We start from the raw sequence: 13,341 nt of genomic DNA, 5'->3' as shown, positions 1-13,341 counted from the left end.
CGCCGTCTTCGCTATGGCTTTCGGAGATTTATGCATCCAAAGGAATGCGGGCGATGACCTTGATCTCGAAATCGAAGCCCGCCAGCCAGTTCACGCCTATTGCAGTCCAGTTCGGGTAAGGCTTCGTGCTGAAAATCTGCTGCTTGACGGCCATGATGGTTCCGAACTGTTTTTCGGGGTCCGTATGGAATGTCGTCACGTCGACAATATCATCAAATGTACAGCCCGCTGCATGCAGCGTGGCTTTGAGATTTTCGAAAGCCAATTGTACCTGACGTTCAAAATCGGGTTCTGGCGTTCCATCGGAAAGGCTGCCCACCTGCCCGGAAACGAACAGAAGGTCCCCGGATCGGATAGCCGCCGAATAGCCGTGCTCCTCGTAAAGAGCATGTCTGTTTGCGGGAAAGATTGCTTCGCGCTTCGCCATTTTTAAATCTCTCTTCTTTGTAATCAAGTGCACTCTCTGGGCGGAACGTTACGCTTCGAGCGCTTCACACAACGCCTTATTTGATATACGGTGCGTATTTGAATTTGGTGGCATACGTTCCGTATGTCAACCCGTATACGTCACGTATGTGAAATTGAGGAGAGTATGGCGAAAAGACGCGCGGAAACGATGGAGGAAAATCGCGTAAAACTGATCGCGGCTGCACGAAAGATTTTCGCCGAAAAGGGATACTCTTCCGCATCAATGGACGAGTTGACTGCTGAGGTTGGTCTGACGCGTGGGGCGCTTTATCACAATTTCGGAGATAAGCGTGGGCTGCTGGCGGCGGTGGTCGATCAGATCGATTCTGAAATGGCGTCTCGCGCTCAAGAGATCGGGGCATTGGCCGAGGACGATTGGCAAGGTTTGCTCGCCGAGGGCGCCGCCTATATCGAAATGGCGCTTGATCCGGAAGTACAACGCATCGTTCTGCTCGACGGGCCTGCGGTGTTGGGTGATCCGTCGCAGTGGCCTAGCCAGAGCAGTTGTCTGCATGCGACCAAGCGAACGGTTCAGAGCCTCATCGAACAAGGGGTCATCAAGTCAGTCGATGCGGAAGCTGCTGCCCGGCTTCTAAGCGGCGCTGCACTTAATGCTGCGCTATGGATCGCCGCCAGTGACGATCCCGTGAGGGTGCTGCCGAAGGCTGTCGAGGCTTTCCAGTCCATGGCCACCGGCCTTCTTGTGAAACCAGTTTAAACTCTATCTGGAAACCATACTTGTTCACGGAAACAACGCCGTCGCGAGCGTTGTCGGTCCGGGTCGGCTCAGCCGGAACTCGCGGATCACGCGCTCCGCGACGCCGTAAGCGAGATCCTGCTCGATTGACTGATTGTCGAAGCTGACGACGGTGGCTGTGAATTTGGCCTCGGCGATAACCTCGCCCGTCGCCACGGCGGCCGCACGAACGATGACACGGGCCGATGCCCGTTCTCCAAACAGGAAGGGGCCGCGGGTGACGGATGCGAGGCGAATGGTCAACACAACGCGCGGTCTGATTTCGCCGCGTGCCGTCGTTTTGATGGCATTCTGTAGTTGCGCATGAATGGATTGCATCAATGCTGGCGCTACATCCGGCCGTGCCGCTACAAAGGCGCCGCGCACATCATAAAGCAGCCGGTCGGCATTGGTCGCCTCCGGTTCCAGCCTGAAAGACATGAGCGTGAAACACGCCAGCACAACAATGCCAAGGCGTTTCAATCGAGTGTTCATGATCTGCGGCTCCCCTAACGTGAGGTAACCGCATATTCGGTCATCAGGGTTAGAAAAGCGTTAAGGCGCGCTCTTCAACGCCTCCAGAACGTTGAGTGCTGCACGCATGTCGATGAGCCTAGTGGCGCGGCGCTCCAGCGCCTCCTCGTCCTCGCCCCAATGTTCGGCGGTCCAGTCCTCGTCAAGATGGGCCAGCGCCCAGGTTTCCTCCAGCGTCAGCTGCCCTTCCGCCAGTGCCAGCGCCAGAATGGCGGAGCCGGTCAGCGACGTCATGGTGTGCAGGGCGGCAAGCGCGATCGGCGTATCGTATTTTTTGAGCGTCACGGCAAAGGCTGCAACGGCTTCCCGAGGCTGATCGCGATGCATGACGCCTTCGACGAGAATGAAGCGTGCGCCGAGAACATTGGCCGCCCAGTCGATCACCGGATCCCAATGGTCCGCCTGCCGCGCCACAAGCGCTTCCGGTTGACCTGCGCGGTAGCACAGGAGATCGGAAGAGGAAAAGCGCAGTATGTCCTCGAAAACCGCCTGGGTGTCGCTGGCGATACCGTCGATGGCGGTGTTCACATGCCGCGAGACCGGCATGACGACCGGGTTCACCACTTCTTTCTGCGCATCCCATTCATCGCGAAGCAGATCCGCAAGCGCCTTCGAGGGCAAGACAAGCGGCTTCTTGGCGGGCGTTCGCAAAGGTTTGCCATCGAGATGGATGGTGAAGCCGCCGTCTTCCACGTCAGCAACGGTAACGTCCTTATAGAAACGTTTCGGCAGGGGCCGCTGCATCTGGATTTGGGCGCGAAGGATCGGATCGGGGTGGCTGAGGCCTTCCGAAAGGTCGTTCAGGAGATCACGCATGGCACGTCCTCATCAGTCGAATAGAAAGGATCATTCAAGAATATCGGCGGGAACATGGGCCGGAATTTCGCTCGGATGGCTGACGACGGCGTCTGCGCCGGCCTTCCAGAGATCATCGACCGAGGCGTAGCCCCAGGCAACGCCGATGGCCTTTGCGCCGGCGGCCTTCGCCATCTGCATGTCATAGATAGCATCGCCGATGACGACAGTGTCGGCCGGAACCATGCCGGTTTCATGGCAACATTCCATCACCATGGCCGGATGCGGCTTGGAAGGGCAATCATCCGCCGTGCGCGACACGATGAAATGCTCGGCAAAACCATGCGTTTCGAGAATATGGGTCAACCCGCGACGGCCCTTGCCGGTGACCGCGCCGATCAGCACCTCATCCCGTCTGGCGAGCGTGTCGATCAAGGGCGCGATACCGTCGAACAGCGGCTCGATCATGCCAGGTCGGGCGCGGATCGGGTGATAGATTTCCCGATAGCGCTCAGTCATCGCGCGCGCCTCGTCATCCACATGCGCCTTACCGAGCATGCGGGCGATGGCGATGTCGAGCGTCAGGCCGATAATTGCCTTGGTCTGTGCAACATCAGGCCGTGGCTTTCCGAAATCGGCGAAGGTATCCACCATGACGGCATGGATAAGGCCGGCGCTGTCGACCAGCGTGCCGTCACAATCGAAAAGAACGAGTTTCATCTGATATCAGCCTTCCCTGTCGCCATCGGCCACGTCGAGGCCGAGCAGGTTCCAAGTCTGTACCATATGCGGTGGCAAAGGCGCGCTGACGCGAAGCCGGCCGCCATTCGGGTGCGGAATGTCGATATGGCGTGCATGCAGGTGCAGACGCTTTTGTACACCGCCCGGAAAATCCCAGTTCGGATCATCGATGTAATATTTCGGATCGCCGATAATCGGGTGCCCCATATGCAGTGCGTGAACGCGCAGCTGGTGGGTACGGCCGGTATAGGGCTCCATTTCCAGCCAGGCGAGGTTCTGCGCGGCGGTATCGATGACACGGTAATAGGAAATGGCGTGATCTGCCCCCTCTTCGCCGTGCTTGGCAATGCGCATGCGGTCGCCGTCGGGGGTCTGCTCCTTGACCAGCCAGGTGGAAATCTTGTCCTGATGCTTGCGCGGCACGCCGCGAACCAGCGCCCAATAGGTCTTCTTGGTATCGCGCTCGCGGAAAGCGGCCGTCAGCTTTTGTGCAGCACCTCGGGTGCGGGCCACCACCAGCACGCCCGACGTGTCACGGTCCAGACGGTGCACCAGACGCGGCTTTTCGCCCTTCGGGCTGGTCCATGCTTCCAGAAGCCCGTCGATGTGACGGTTGACGCCCGAGCCGCCCTGCACGGCAATGCCGGCCGGCTTGTTGAACACCAGAACCTTGTCGTCCTCATGCAGCAGCATGCGCGCCAGAAGTTCACCGTCTGCCGAATGTTTGAGGTCCCTTGATCCGATCGGTCCGCTTTTGACCTTGAGGTCGGAATCAACAGGCGGCACACGCACCATCTGTCCCGGCTGCACCCGTGCGTCCGTCTTCACCCGGCCGCCGTCAACACGCACCTGTCCGGAGCGCAGCAGCTTTTGCAGCTGCCCGAACCCCAGACCCGGATAGTGAATCTTGAACCAGCGATCGAGGCGCATACCGGCCTCGTCGGCCTCGACCTTGATATGCTCGATACCTGCCATGAAATTTCCAGTCTCTCTGTCTTGATCGCGCGCCCTGTTATCCGGCGCACCGTTTGGAGCAAGCCTTTAGAACAAACTGCGGCCCAAGGCCAGCCCGGCGAAAACCGCCGCGATGGAAACCACCAGGCTTGCCGTGATGTAAACCGCCGAAAGGCCGAGCGCGCCGCGTTCGAAAAGCGCTACCGCATCCAGCGAGAAGGACGAAAAGGTGGTGAAGCCACCGAGAACGCCGGTGACCAGAAACAGGCGCATCTCCATGGACGCGTTCAGCCGCCTTGCAACAAGCTCAACCAGGAAACCGATGAGAAAGGATCCGACCACATTCACCGCCAGCGTTCCCCAAGGGAAAGTCATACCCACAAGGCGCACACTCAACAGACCGACGAGATAGCGGAAAACCGAACCGATTGCGCCGCCTGCTGCGACAAGAGCGATATTCAGCATTTGGGGAATGTCTCCGGAGAAATACCCGACGGGTCTGTTGAAGACGTTTTCTAGAACATAGCCACGGGTGGTGAAACCCCCTCGTCCCGACCTTTTTTCGATTAAAACTCGATTAAATTGCACGTCCGCGATTTAGGCTTCCAACAAGACGCAGCTGCTAATCTGCGGTTTTACGGGTCGGCGAAGGATGGCCGGAGGTTGGATGACACAGGTTCTTTCCGTTTCTGCAAACACTGCGGCCTACGCACTGGAGGCCGTGAAGCCGTCGCAGCGTGTATCGCGCAGAAGCGAGGTTGAGGAAGCCATTCACGAATTGGCGCGCAAGGCCGAACAGGGAGACGATTTCCAGTTGAGAGCCTTGCTCACCGCCATCAAGCCGCCGGCCTTGACCCTCTATTTCCTGACAAGCGCCAGCCATCGCAACGCCCCCCAGACAACACTCGATCAGGCCGTGCAGGCCTACGAGGAAAATCAATCCAATAAAAACTTATAATATCAATTTGATATCCATACTTATTAAATCTATTTATAAGTTTTTTTAGTGCGCATTTCGCCCGTTCAGGTTGTTGTCAGATTCAAATTTTAGTCCTTCGGTACCAACTGGAGGAAGATCATGATTTCTATTGCCCGTCACGTCACAGCCACCACGATCGCGCTCCTTGTTTCGGCGCCGGCTTTCGCGGCCACGACCATCAAGGTCACCGAAGGCGGTGAAGGTGGCGGACCAATGACACTCGTTATGGACCAGACGACGGTCAAAGCCGGTGAAGCAGTGTTTCATGTGCATAACGATGCCATGAGCGAGCAGCACGAAATGGTGCTCGTCAAGCTGAAGTCTGCAGACGAAAAAATACCGCTCAATACCGCGAAACACCGTGTCGATGAAAAACAGCTTAAAAGTCTTGGCGAAGTGGCCGACCTGAAGCCCGGCGGCGATGGTCAGCTCAAGGCAAAGCTTACGCCCGGCACATATCTCCTCTTATGCAACATAAAAGGTCACTACGAAGCGGGCATGCAGGCCAAGCTGACTGTTACAAAATAATATTGGTCGAACAAGCTGAGGCTGCCGGATGAGTATTGCGTTCCGGCAGCCTCTTTTTTGCGTCAGTTGTGCTGGTGAGCGTTCTTGTCGTCACCACCCTTGGCCGAGCCTGCGGAAAGCACAATCTCGACCTTGCCAGCCTTTTCAAAGATCAGCGTCACCGGTACCTTGTCGCCTTCGGCGAACGGCTTCTTCACGTTGAAGAACATCATGTGCAGGCCGCCGGGCTTCAGCTCCACTGTCTCGCCGGCGGGAATGACGATGCCGTTATCCAGCTTGCGCATTTTCATGACGTCGTTGACCATGGCCATTTCGTGAATTTCCGCACGGCCGGCGGCGGAGGATTCGACGCCGATCAGCTTGTCGTCGCTGGAACCGGTATTCTTGATCGTCACATAACCGCCGCCCACGGGCTGACCGGGCAGCATGGCCTTTGTCGCGCCAGCCGAAAGCTCGAGACTGCCAGCCTTCACCACGTCCATATCCATATCCATGGCCATAGCGGAATGGTCATGCCCGCCGGCATGGGCTTTTGCGGTAACGCGGATGGTCGGCGCCGGGCTTTTCAACGAATGCGGATCGACGCCTGCGGCCGCCACCTCGTCCCAGGAAACCTTGCCTTTGTCGCCGCAAAGCTGCGTCACCTTGAAGGGAAGGTCCTGCCCGGCCTCTATGCCGGAGATTTTTCCCTGAACGGCAAAGGTGTCATAGAATTCATCCGGCAGATTGCCGCCCTTCCAGCGGATTTCGACCGCGCCGCTTTTGATGTCCTTTCCGTGGTTCTTGTAGGCTTTCTGATAGTCGCCCTTGATGACCTCAAGGTCCCAACCGGCCTTGGGCTGCGGCTTGGCAGTGATGAAGCCTTCCGGCAGCTTGATCTGCACTTCTGTGGTGGCAAGTCCGCCATCGCAGCCATGCGGCACCTGAAGTGCGGCAACGATGGTGCTTTCCTGTTCGGCCGAACCGTCAACGAAGGTCGTATGGGCGAAGGCCTGCGCCGTCGAGACGGAGGCGACGAACAGGGTGCAGGTGATGATCTTGGTGGTTTTCATTTGTTTGTCCTTGCGACTGCGGCGCCATTGGCCCGGGCAGCTGCTCCGTGCCGCCACCCGGCGGCGATGATCCTGTGAAACGAAGAGGTCAGGCGGACAGGGATGGCGGGCCGCGTGCGGACGGTTTGCGGATCGTCTGGACCGAGTGAAAGCCCCATTCCGCGGTCAGGCGATTGTCGAGCCAGGCGAATTCCGTCCTCAGCCAGCCGGCCGCATCGGGCACCGGCAAGAGAATGGACGAGGCCAGCAGGCAGGCCTCGCAAAACAGGATCGCATCGCTTGAATGGGCGGGGCCGTCATTGGGGTGCGAGGCATTTACCCCGCCGCTGTGGCCAAGGCAGATTTCGGCAAAGGTGCCGTCCGGCAGCCGGTAACTCTCATCCAGAAGAACGGCAGGTGCCGCGGCGAGCGCGGGCTTGTGGGCAAAACCAAGCGACAACATCAAAAGCGCGCAGAAAATGCGAAGCATTTTCTCCACCCTTGTCAGCGGTCGTTTTCGATTTGCGTCCATCTTCTGGCGATACCCCTCTTTCCTTCCGATTTCAAAGGGGAAATTTGCCGCAGGCCCAATCGCTCAAAGGAACAATCGATACAGGGCGGCATTTCCTTTCCAATACGGATCGTTTCGGAAGGAGTACCGACATGCCAGCCAAATCGAAAGCCCAGCAGAAAGCCGCAGGTGCGGCGCTGGCCGCCAAACGCGGTGAAGTCAAGAAATCCAGTTTACAAGGTGCTTCAAAAAGCATGGAGAAGTCCATGACAGAAAAGGAACTTGATGAACTGGCGTCGACAAAGCGCAAGGGTCTGCCGGAGAAAAAATCAGACTGACGGCACGCTTCGTGCATGGAACTCGCCGTGTATCTAGCCAGCGATGGCGCAGATGGAGCAAAAATCTGTTCAGATGCGTCATTTCGTCCTTGCCAATGACCGGGCTTCGAAGATAATGAGCCTCGCATCATCGTTGGGAGAAACCGCTTCATTGCGGTGCCGAAGGAGCAACCGCCCCGGAAACTCTCAGGCAAAAGGACCACCGGTGACGACGGAACTCTGGAGAGAAGCCACCTTTCATAAGGACGGCTCGCCGAAGGGATAACAATCTCAGGCGACAAGGACAGAGGGGGCTCTTGAACCCGGCGCGTTTTTCGCGTCATGACCTGAGCCCGCGCGATCTTTCGCGCAACCCTGGAGGCGTCCTTGGACGATACCGCCGAGCTTAAAATCACGCCGCTCCATTCCCTGCATGTTTCCCTTGGCGCCCGCATGGTGCCTTTCGCCGGTTACGACATGCCGGTACAATATCCGGCGGGCGTGCTGAAGGAACATCTTCAGACCCGTACCTCTGCTGGCCTCTTCGACGTGTCCCACATGGGCCAGGTTATCGTGAAGGCGAAGTCGGGCAACAATGCCGACGCTGCAATCGCGCTTGAAAAACTGGTGCCGGTTGACATTCTCGGCCTAAAGGAAGGCCGCCAGCGTTACGGTTTCTTCACCGATGAAAACGGCTGCATCCTCGATGATCTGATGATCACGAATCGTGGCGATCACCTTTTCGTCGTCGTCAACGCGGCGTGCAAGGACGCTGATGTCGCCCATATGAAGGCGCATCTTTCTGACACTTGCGACATTACCCTTCTCGATGATCGAGCGCTGATTGCGCTTCAGGGGCCACGCGCGGAAGCGGTTCTGGCCGAGCTTTGGGCCGGTGTTTCCGAAATGAAGTTCATGGACGTGCTGGAAGTTCCGCTGCACGACGTTCCCTGCATCGTTTCCCGTTCCGGTTATTCCGGCGAGGATGGTTTTGAAATCTCCGTGCCTGCCGAAAAGGCGGAAGAGATCGCCAAGGCCCTGCTTGAGCACCCTGATTGCGAGCCGATCGGGCTTGGAGCGCGCGATAGCCTGCGTCTTGAAGCTGGCCTTTGTCTCTACGGCAACGATATCGATACAACGACCTCCCCCATCGAAGCCTCGCTTGAATGGGCGATCCAGAAGGCGCGCCGCGCCGGTGGTGATCGCGAAGGCGGTTTCCCTGGGGCAGAGCGTATTCTCGGTGAACTCAAGGACGGCACATCGCGTCGTCGCGTCGGCCTGAAGCCAGAGGGCAAGGCACCGGTGCGCGGTCATTCCAAGCTTTTCGCGGATGCCGAAGGCAAGACGGAAATCGGCGAAGTGACTTCCGGCGGCTTCGGTCCGTCGGTCGAAGGTCCCGTTGCCATGGGTTACGTCCCTGCGGCCCATACTGCTCCCGGCACGGCGATCTTTGCGGAAGTGCGCGGCAAATATCTGCCCGTCACCGTCGCTGCCCTGCCCTTCATCAAGCCTACCTACAAACGATAATCTTCATCCCATCTCCGGAGAGAATACGATGCTGAAATTTACCGCAGAACACGAATGGCTGAAGTTCGAAGGCGATATCGCCACCGTTGGCATTACCAGCCACGCCGCTGAACAGCTTGGCGACCTCGTCTTCGTCGAATTGCCGGAAGTGGGCGCCACCTTCTCCAAGAATGGCGACGCGGCGACCGTTGAATCCGTCAAGGCGGCTTCCGATGTCTATTGTCCGCTGGATGGCGAAGTGGTGGAAATCAACCAGGCCATCGTCGACGATCCCTCGCTGGTCAATTCCGATCCGCAGGGTGCCGGCTGGTTCTTCAAGCTGAAGCTCTCCAACGCCGCGGATGCCGATACGCTGCTCGACGAGGCAGCCTACAAGGAGCTGATCGCGTAATGACGACGCCCACGGAATTCCATTTCACCGACTATCAGCCCTATGATTTCGCCAACCGGCGTCACATCGGGCCGTCGCCGTCGGAAATGGCGGAGATGCTGAAGGTCATCGGCTACAAGAGCCTCGATGCCCTGATCGACGCCACCGTTCCCTCCTCCATCCGCCAGAAGGTGCCGCTGACCTGGGGTGCAGCGCTGACCGAACGCGAGGCGCTCGACCGCCTGCGCGAAACGGCCAACAAGAACCAGGTGCTGACCTCGCTGATCGGCCAGGGCTATTACGGTACAATCACCCCGCCCGTGATCCAGCGCAACATTCTGGAAAACCCGGCCTGGTACACCGCCTATACGCCTTACCAGCCAGAAATCAGCCAGGGCCGTCTTGAGGCGCTGCTGAACTACCAGACCATGGTCTGCGATCTGACCGGCCTCGATGTCGCCAATGCATCGCTGCTTGATGAAGCGACCGCCGCTGCCGAAGCCATGGCGATGTGCCAGCGCGTCGCGAAGTCCAAGGCAACCGCCTTCTTCGTCGATGCCAATTGCCATCCGCAGACCATCGCGCTGATCGAGACACGTGCGGCGCCACTCGGCTGGAAGGTGATCGTTGGTAATCCCTTTACCGATCTCGATCCTGTCGACGTGTTCGGCGCGATCTTCCAGTATCCGGGCACCCACGGTCATGTCAGCGATTTCTCGGGCCTGATTTCCCGCCTGCACCAGACGGGTGCCATCGCTGCCGTTGCCGCCGATCTTCTGGCGCTGACGCTGTTGAAGTCACCCGGTGAAATGGGTGCGGATATCGCCATCGGCACCTCGCAGCGTTTCGGCGTTCCGGTCGGCTATGGTGGTCCGCATGCGGCTTACATGTCCGTCAAGGATGCACATAAGCGCTCCATGCCTGGCCGTCTGGTCGGCGTCTCAGTCGATGCGCGCGGCAATCGCGCCTATCGTCTGTCGCTGCAGACCCGCGAGCAGCATATCCGCCGCGAGAAGGCTACCTCCAACATCTGCACCGCGCAGGTGCTGCTTGCAGTCATGGCGTCGATGTATGGCGTCTTCCATGGCCCGCAGGGCATCAAGGCGATTGCCCAGCAGACCCACCAGAAAGCCGTTTTGATGGCCAAGGGCTTGGAGAAGCTTGGCTACGTCATCGAGCCGGAAACCTTCTTCGACACCATCACCGTCGAAGTCGGCCATATGCAGGGCGTCATCCTGCGCTCGGCCGTTGCGGAAGGTGTGAACCTGCGCAAGGTCGGCGCGACCAAGATCGGCATGAGCCTTGACGAGCGCACGCGTCCCGCGACGCTTGAGGCGGTCTGGCGCGCATTCGGCGGCAATTTCTCGATCTCGGATTTCGAGTTGGAATATCGCCTGCCGAAGGAACTGCTGCGCACCAGCCAGTACATGACGCATCCGATCTTCCACATGAACCGTGCCGAAAGCGAGATGACCCGTTACATCCGCCGTCTTTCGGACCGTGATCTCGCGCTCGACCGCTCGATGATCCCGCTCGGTTCCTGCACCATGAAACTGAACGCAACTGCGGAAATGCTGCCCATAACGTGGCCGGAATTTTCCGACATCCATCCCTTCGTGCCGGCCAATCAGGCGCTCGGCTACAAGGAAATGATCGATGACCTCTCGGAAAAGCTGTGCTCGGTCACCGGTTACGACGCCTTCTCCATGCAGCCGAATTCCGGCGCGCAGGGTGAATATGCGGGGCTCCTGACCATCCGCAACTACCACATCGCCAATGGCGGCGCACATCGCGACGTTTGCCTCATTCCAACCTCGGCGCATGGCACCAATCCAGCGTCCGCGCAGATGGTTGGCATGAAAGTGGTGCCGGTGAAAGTGCGGGAAAATGGCGACATCGATATCGACGATTTTCGAGCAAAAGCAGAGCAGTATGCGGAAAACCTCTCGTGCTGCATGATCACCTATCCGTCCACCCATGGCGTGTTTGAGGAGACGGTTCGCGAGATTTGCGAGATCACCCATAAACACGGTGGTCAGGTCTATCTCGACGGCGCCAACATGAACGCCATGGTCGGTCTTGCCCGTCCCGGCGATATCGGTTCCGACGTCAGCCACCTCAACCTGCACAAGACCTTCTGCATCCCGCATGGCGGCGGCGGTCCGGGCATGGGGCCGATCGGCGTCAAGGCGCATCTTGCTCCCTATCTTCCCGGCCATCCGACGACGGACGGTCGTGAAGGTGCGGTTTCGGCTGCCCCCTTCGGCTCGCCGTCGATCCTGCCGATTTCCTGGAGCTACTGCCTGATGATGGGCGGCGAAGGGCTGACGCAGGCGACCAAGGTTGCGATCCTCAACGCCAACTACATCGCCGAACGGCTGAAGGGCGCTTACGACGTGCTCTACAAGTCCGAAACGGGACGTGTGGCGCATGAGTGCATCATCGACACCCGCCCGCTGGCAGACAGTTGCGGCGTGACGGTGGACGACGTTGCAAAGCGCCTCGTCGACTGCGGTTTCCATGCGCCGACCATGAGCTGGCCGGTTGCCGGCACGCTGATGATCGAGCCAACGGAATCCGAGACCAAAGCGGAAATCGACCGTTTCTGCGATGCCATGCTGGCGATCCGCGAGGAAGCCCGCGACATCGAGGAAGGCCGTGCGGACAAGACCAACAATCCGCTGAAGAACGCGCCGCACACGGTGGAAGATCTCGTCGGCGAGTGGGATCGTCCCTACAGCCGCGAACAGGGTTGCTTCCCGCCCGGCGCCTTCCGCATCGACAAATACTGGTCGCCGGTAAACCGCATTGACAATGTCTATGGCGACCGCAACCTCATCTGCACCTGCCCGCCGATGGAGGCTTATGCCGAGGCCGCCGAATAAAGGCATCGGTACGAACGAACTTATGAAGGCCCGGAGCGATCCGGGCCTTTTTCGTTCCGGACACAAGCCCCAAGACCGGGCGACCACGTCACATGCGATTGATCGTAACCCGTTCCATGCTAAACCGGATGCTGCAATTTAAGCGGTGATGGAGTTTGAATGCGTTTGATTTGCCTGAATGGTTGGGGCGGAAAGCTCCATGACGAGCTTGTTCCCTATATCTCCGCGTCCGATCCCGACATTCTATGTTTGCAGGAAGTGGTGCATACACCGGCAGCCGAAGAGGACTGGCTGAGCTATCGCGATGACGGTAGGGATCTGCCGCAAAGGGCGAACTTTCTTCGCGATGTCGAAGAAGCCCTACCCGATCATCTGGCAATCTTTTGCCCGGCGTCACAGGGGGACCTCTGGCACGGGGAGACACGATATCCCTCTCAATGGGGGCTGGCGACTTTCGTGCGTAAATCCATCGCGATTGTTGCGCAGGCTCAAGGTTTTGTGCACGGCTGCTTTTCTGCGAATGGATACGGAGATCACCCGCGTTCGCGCACGGGCCATGCTGTCAGGGTTTTCGACTTCACGACCGGCCAGCCAGCCGTCATCGCCCATATGCATGGGCTGCGTGACCCCAACGGTAAACACGATATTCCCGCCCGTCTGATGCAGGCAAAACGCCTCGTGAAACTCGTCAAAGACATCGCGGAGGATGGTGACCGGATCATCGTGTGCGGCGATTTTAATGTTCTGCCTGAGAGCGACACCTTCACGGTATTGAAGGAACTGGATCTCATCGAACTCGTCACGACACGTGGTTTCACAGACACGCGCACCTCGCATTATGCCAAACAAAACCGTTTTGCAGATTACATGCTGGTCAACCCAGTTGTGCAGGTCGATCATTTCGATGTGGTGAGACAGCCAGAAGTCTCGGATCATTGCCCCTTGCTGCTCGAATTCAGCTAGAG

Annotated in this window: 16 protein-coding genes and 1 riboswitch; of the genes, 8 read left to right on the top strand and 8 right to left on the bottom strand. The window is 58.5% G+C overall.

Going from position 1 to position 13,341, the window contains the following annotated elements; all coding sequences use genetic code 11:
* Window positions 1-28: 28 nt before the first annotated feature.
* Entirely contained in the window at window positions 29-427 is a 399-nt protein-coding gene (locus tag QE432_RS19945) for a RidA family protein (RefSeq protein WP_013636059.1), read from the bottom strand.
* A 165-nt stretch (window positions 428-592) separates the two neighbouring features.
* On the opposite strand from QE432_RS19945, the gene QE432_RS19940 reads away from it, so the two are divergent.
* Complete coding sequence (locus QE432_RS19940; protein WP_065704593.1) at window positions 593-1,186, top strand: TetR/AcrR family transcriptional regulator; 594 nt, start codon at window positions 593-595, stop codon at window positions 1,184-1,186.
* 24 nt (window positions 1,187-1,210) lie between these two features.
* Here the strand turns inward: QE432_RS19940 and QE432_RS19935 are convergent, their stop codons facing one another.
* From QE432_RS19935 to crcB, 5 genes are all read right to left on the bottom strand, one after another.
* Entirely contained in the window at window positions 1,211-1,699 is a 489-nt protein-coding gene (locus tag QE432_RS19935) for a hypothetical protein (protein ID WP_013636057.1), read from the bottom strand.
* A 60-nt stretch (window positions 1,700-1,759) separates the two neighbouring features.
* Entirely contained in the window at window positions 1,760-2,554 is a 795-nt protein-coding gene (locus QE432_RS19930) for an ATP12 family chaperone protein (protein ID WP_003512964.1), read from the bottom strand.
* Between the two features lie 30 nt (window positions 2,555-2,584).
* On the bottom strand, window positions 2,585-3,253 hold the full coding sequence (locus QE432_RS19925) for an HAD family hydrolase (protein WP_306625418.1): 669 nt from the start codon (window positions 3,251-3,253) through the stop codon (window positions 2,585-2,587).
* A gap of 6 nt (window positions 3,254-3,259) precedes the next feature.
* Window positions 3,260-4,249, bottom strand: coding sequence for an RluA family pseudouridine synthase (locus QE432_RS19920; protein WP_003512960.1), 990 nt, complete (start codon window positions 4,247-4,249; stop codon window positions 3,260-3,262).
* A gap of 66 nt (window positions 4,250-4,315) precedes the next feature.
* Complete coding sequence (gene crcB / locus QE432_RS19915; RefSeq protein ID WP_013636055.1) at window positions 4,316-4,693, bottom strand: fluoride efflux transporter CrcB; 378 nt, start codon at window positions 4,691-4,693, stop codon at window positions 4,316-4,318.
* A gap of 202 nt (window positions 4,694-4,895) precedes the next feature.
* Here crcB and QE432_RS19910 point away from each other — a divergent pair, with 202 nt between their 5' ends.
* Both QE432_RS19910 and QE432_RS19905 read left to right on the top strand, forming a co-directional pair.
* Window positions 4,896-5,186 carry a hypothetical protein gene (locus QE432_RS19910; protein WP_065658277.1) on the top strand — a complete coding sequence of 97 codons (291 nt, stop codon included), beginning with the start codon at window positions 4,896-4,898 and terminating at the stop codon, window positions 5,184-5,186.
* Between the two features lie 120 nt (window positions 5,187-5,306).
* Window positions 5,307-5,735: a plastocyanin/azurin family copper-binding protein gene (locus tag QE432_RS19905; protein WP_003512955.1), complete on the top strand. Its 429-nt coding sequence runs from the start codon at window positions 5,307-5,309 to the stop codon at window positions 5,733-5,735.
* Window positions 5,736-5,797: 62 nt separating this feature from the next.
* Here the strand turns inward: QE432_RS19905 and QE432_RS19900 are convergent, their stop codons facing one another.
* Complete coding sequence (locus QE432_RS19900; RefSeq protein WP_306625416.1) at window positions 5,798-6,787, bottom strand: copper chaperone PCu(A)C; 990 nt, start codon at window positions 6,785-6,787, stop codon at window positions 5,798-5,800.
* An 88-nt stretch (window positions 6,788-6,875) separates the two neighbouring features.
* Window positions 6,876-7,256, bottom strand: coding sequence for a hypothetical protein (locus QE432_RS19895; protein ID WP_111783085.1), 381 nt, complete (start codon window positions 7,254-7,256; stop codon window positions 6,876-6,878).
* A 173-nt stretch (window positions 7,257-7,429) separates the two neighbouring features.
* Between QE432_RS19895 and QE432_RS19890 the strand changes: the two genes are divergently transcribed.
* The 5 genes from QE432_RS19890 to QE432_RS19870 all read left to right on the top strand — a co-directional run bounded on the left by QE432_RS19890 (window position 7,430) and on the right by QE432_RS19870 (window position 13,339).
* Window positions 7,430-7,615: a DUF3008 family protein gene (locus tag QE432_RS19890; protein WP_003496099.1), complete on the top strand. Its 186-nt coding sequence runs from the start codon at window positions 7,430-7,432 to the stop codon at window positions 7,613-7,615.
* Window positions 7,616-7,739: 124 nt separating this feature from the next.
* Window positions 7,740-7,827: riboswitch (glycine riboswitch) on the top strand.
* A 154-nt stretch (window positions 7,828-7,981) separates the two neighbouring features.
* On the top strand, window positions 7,982-9,121 hold the full coding sequence (gene gcvT, locus QE432_RS19885; RefSeq protein WP_111783086.1) for a glycine cleavage system aminomethyltransferase GcvT: 1,140 nt from the start codon (window positions 7,982-7,984) through the stop codon (window positions 9,119-9,121).
* Between the two features lie 28 nt (window positions 9,122-9,149).
* Entirely contained in the window at window positions 9,150-9,512 is a 363-nt protein-coding gene (gene gcvH, locus QE432_RS19880) for a glycine cleavage system protein GcvH (RefSeq protein ID WP_003512948.1), read from the top strand.
* A complete protein-coding gene (gcvP, locus tag QE432_RS19875; protein WP_003512945.1) occupies window positions 9,512-12,376 on the top strand; it encodes an aminomethyl-transferring glycine dehydrogenase in 2,865 nt (954 codons plus the stop codon). The genes gcvH and gcvP overlap by 1 nt, the downstream gene beginning before the upstream one ends.
* A 159-nt stretch (window positions 12,377-12,535) precedes the next feature.
* Window positions 12,536-13,339, top strand: a complete 804-nt coding sequence (locus tag QE432_RS19870) for an endonuclease/exonuclease/phosphatase family protein (RefSeq protein WP_065704606.1) — start codon at window positions 12,536-12,538, stop codon at window positions 13,337-13,339.
* The last annotated feature ends 2 nt before the right edge of the window (window positions 13,340-13,341 follow it).

Source organism: Agrobacterium sp. SORGH_AS_0745, assembly GCF_030818995.1.
Classification (GTDB): domain Bacteria; phylum Pseudomonadota; class Alphaproteobacteria; order Rhizobiales; family Rhizobiaceae; genus Agrobacterium; species Agrobacterium tumefaciens.
The sequence above is the reverse complement of the archived record's forward strand: the minus strand, read 5'-3'. Positions and strand labels throughout refer to the sequence as shown.

Coding starts and splice junctions, on each gene's coding strand:
- QE432_RS19905 (WP_003512955.1), top strand. CDS start 5,307: ATGATTTCTATTGCCCGTCACGTCACAGCCACCACGATCGCGCTCCTT.
- QE432_RS19870 (WP_065704606.1), top strand. CDS start 12,536: ATGCGTTTGATTTGCCTGAATGGTTGGGGCGGAAAGCTCCATGACGAG.
- QE432_RS19945 (WP_013636059.1), bottom strand. CDS start 427: ATGGCGAAGCGCGAAGCAATCTTTCCCGCAAACAGACATGCTCTTTAC.
- QE432_RS19900 (WP_306625416.1), bottom strand. CDS start 6,787: ATGAAAACCACCAAGATCATCACCTGCACCCTGTTCGTCGCCTCCGTC.
- QE432_RS19895 (WP_111783085.1), bottom strand. CDS start 7,256: ATGCTTCGCATTTTCTGCGCGCTTTTGATGTTGTCGCTTGGTTTTGCC.
- crcB (WP_013636055.1), bottom strand. CDS start 4,693: ATGCTGAATATCGCTCTTGTCGCAGCAGGCGGCGCAATCGGTTCGGTT.
- QE432_RS19940 (WP_065704593.1), top strand. CDS start 593: ATGGCGAAAAGACGCGCGGAAACGATGGAGGAAAATCGCGTAAAACTG.
- QE432_RS19890 (WP_003496099.1), top strand. CDS start 7,430: ATGCCAGCCAAATCGAAAGCCCAGCAGAAAGCCGCAGGTGCGGCGCTG.
- QE432_RS19910 (WP_065658277.1), top strand. CDS start 4,896: ATGACACAGGTTCTTTCCGTTTCTGCAAACACTGCGGCCTACGCACTG.
- QE432_RS19925 (WP_306625418.1), bottom strand. CDS start 3,253: ATGAAACTCGTTCTTTTCGATTGTGACGGCACGCTGGTCGACAGCGCC.
- QE432_RS19930 (WP_003512964.1), bottom strand. CDS start 2,554: ATGCGTGATCTCCTGAACGACCTTTCGGAAGGCCTCAGCCACCCCGAT.
- QE432_RS19935 (WP_013636057.1), bottom strand. CDS start 1,699: ATGAACACTCGATTGAAACGCCTTGGCATTGTTGTGCTGGCGTGTTTC.
- QE432_RS19920 (WP_003512960.1), bottom strand. CDS start 4,249: ATGGCAGGTATCGAGCATATCAAGGTCGAGGCCGACGAGGCCGGTATG.
- gcvP (WP_003512945.1), top strand. CDS start 9,512: ATGACGACGCCCACGGAATTCCATTTCACCGACTATCAGCCCTATGAT.
- gcvH (WP_003512948.1), top strand. CDS start 9,150: ATGCTGAAATTTACCGCAGAACACGAATGGCTGAAGTTCGAAGGCGAT.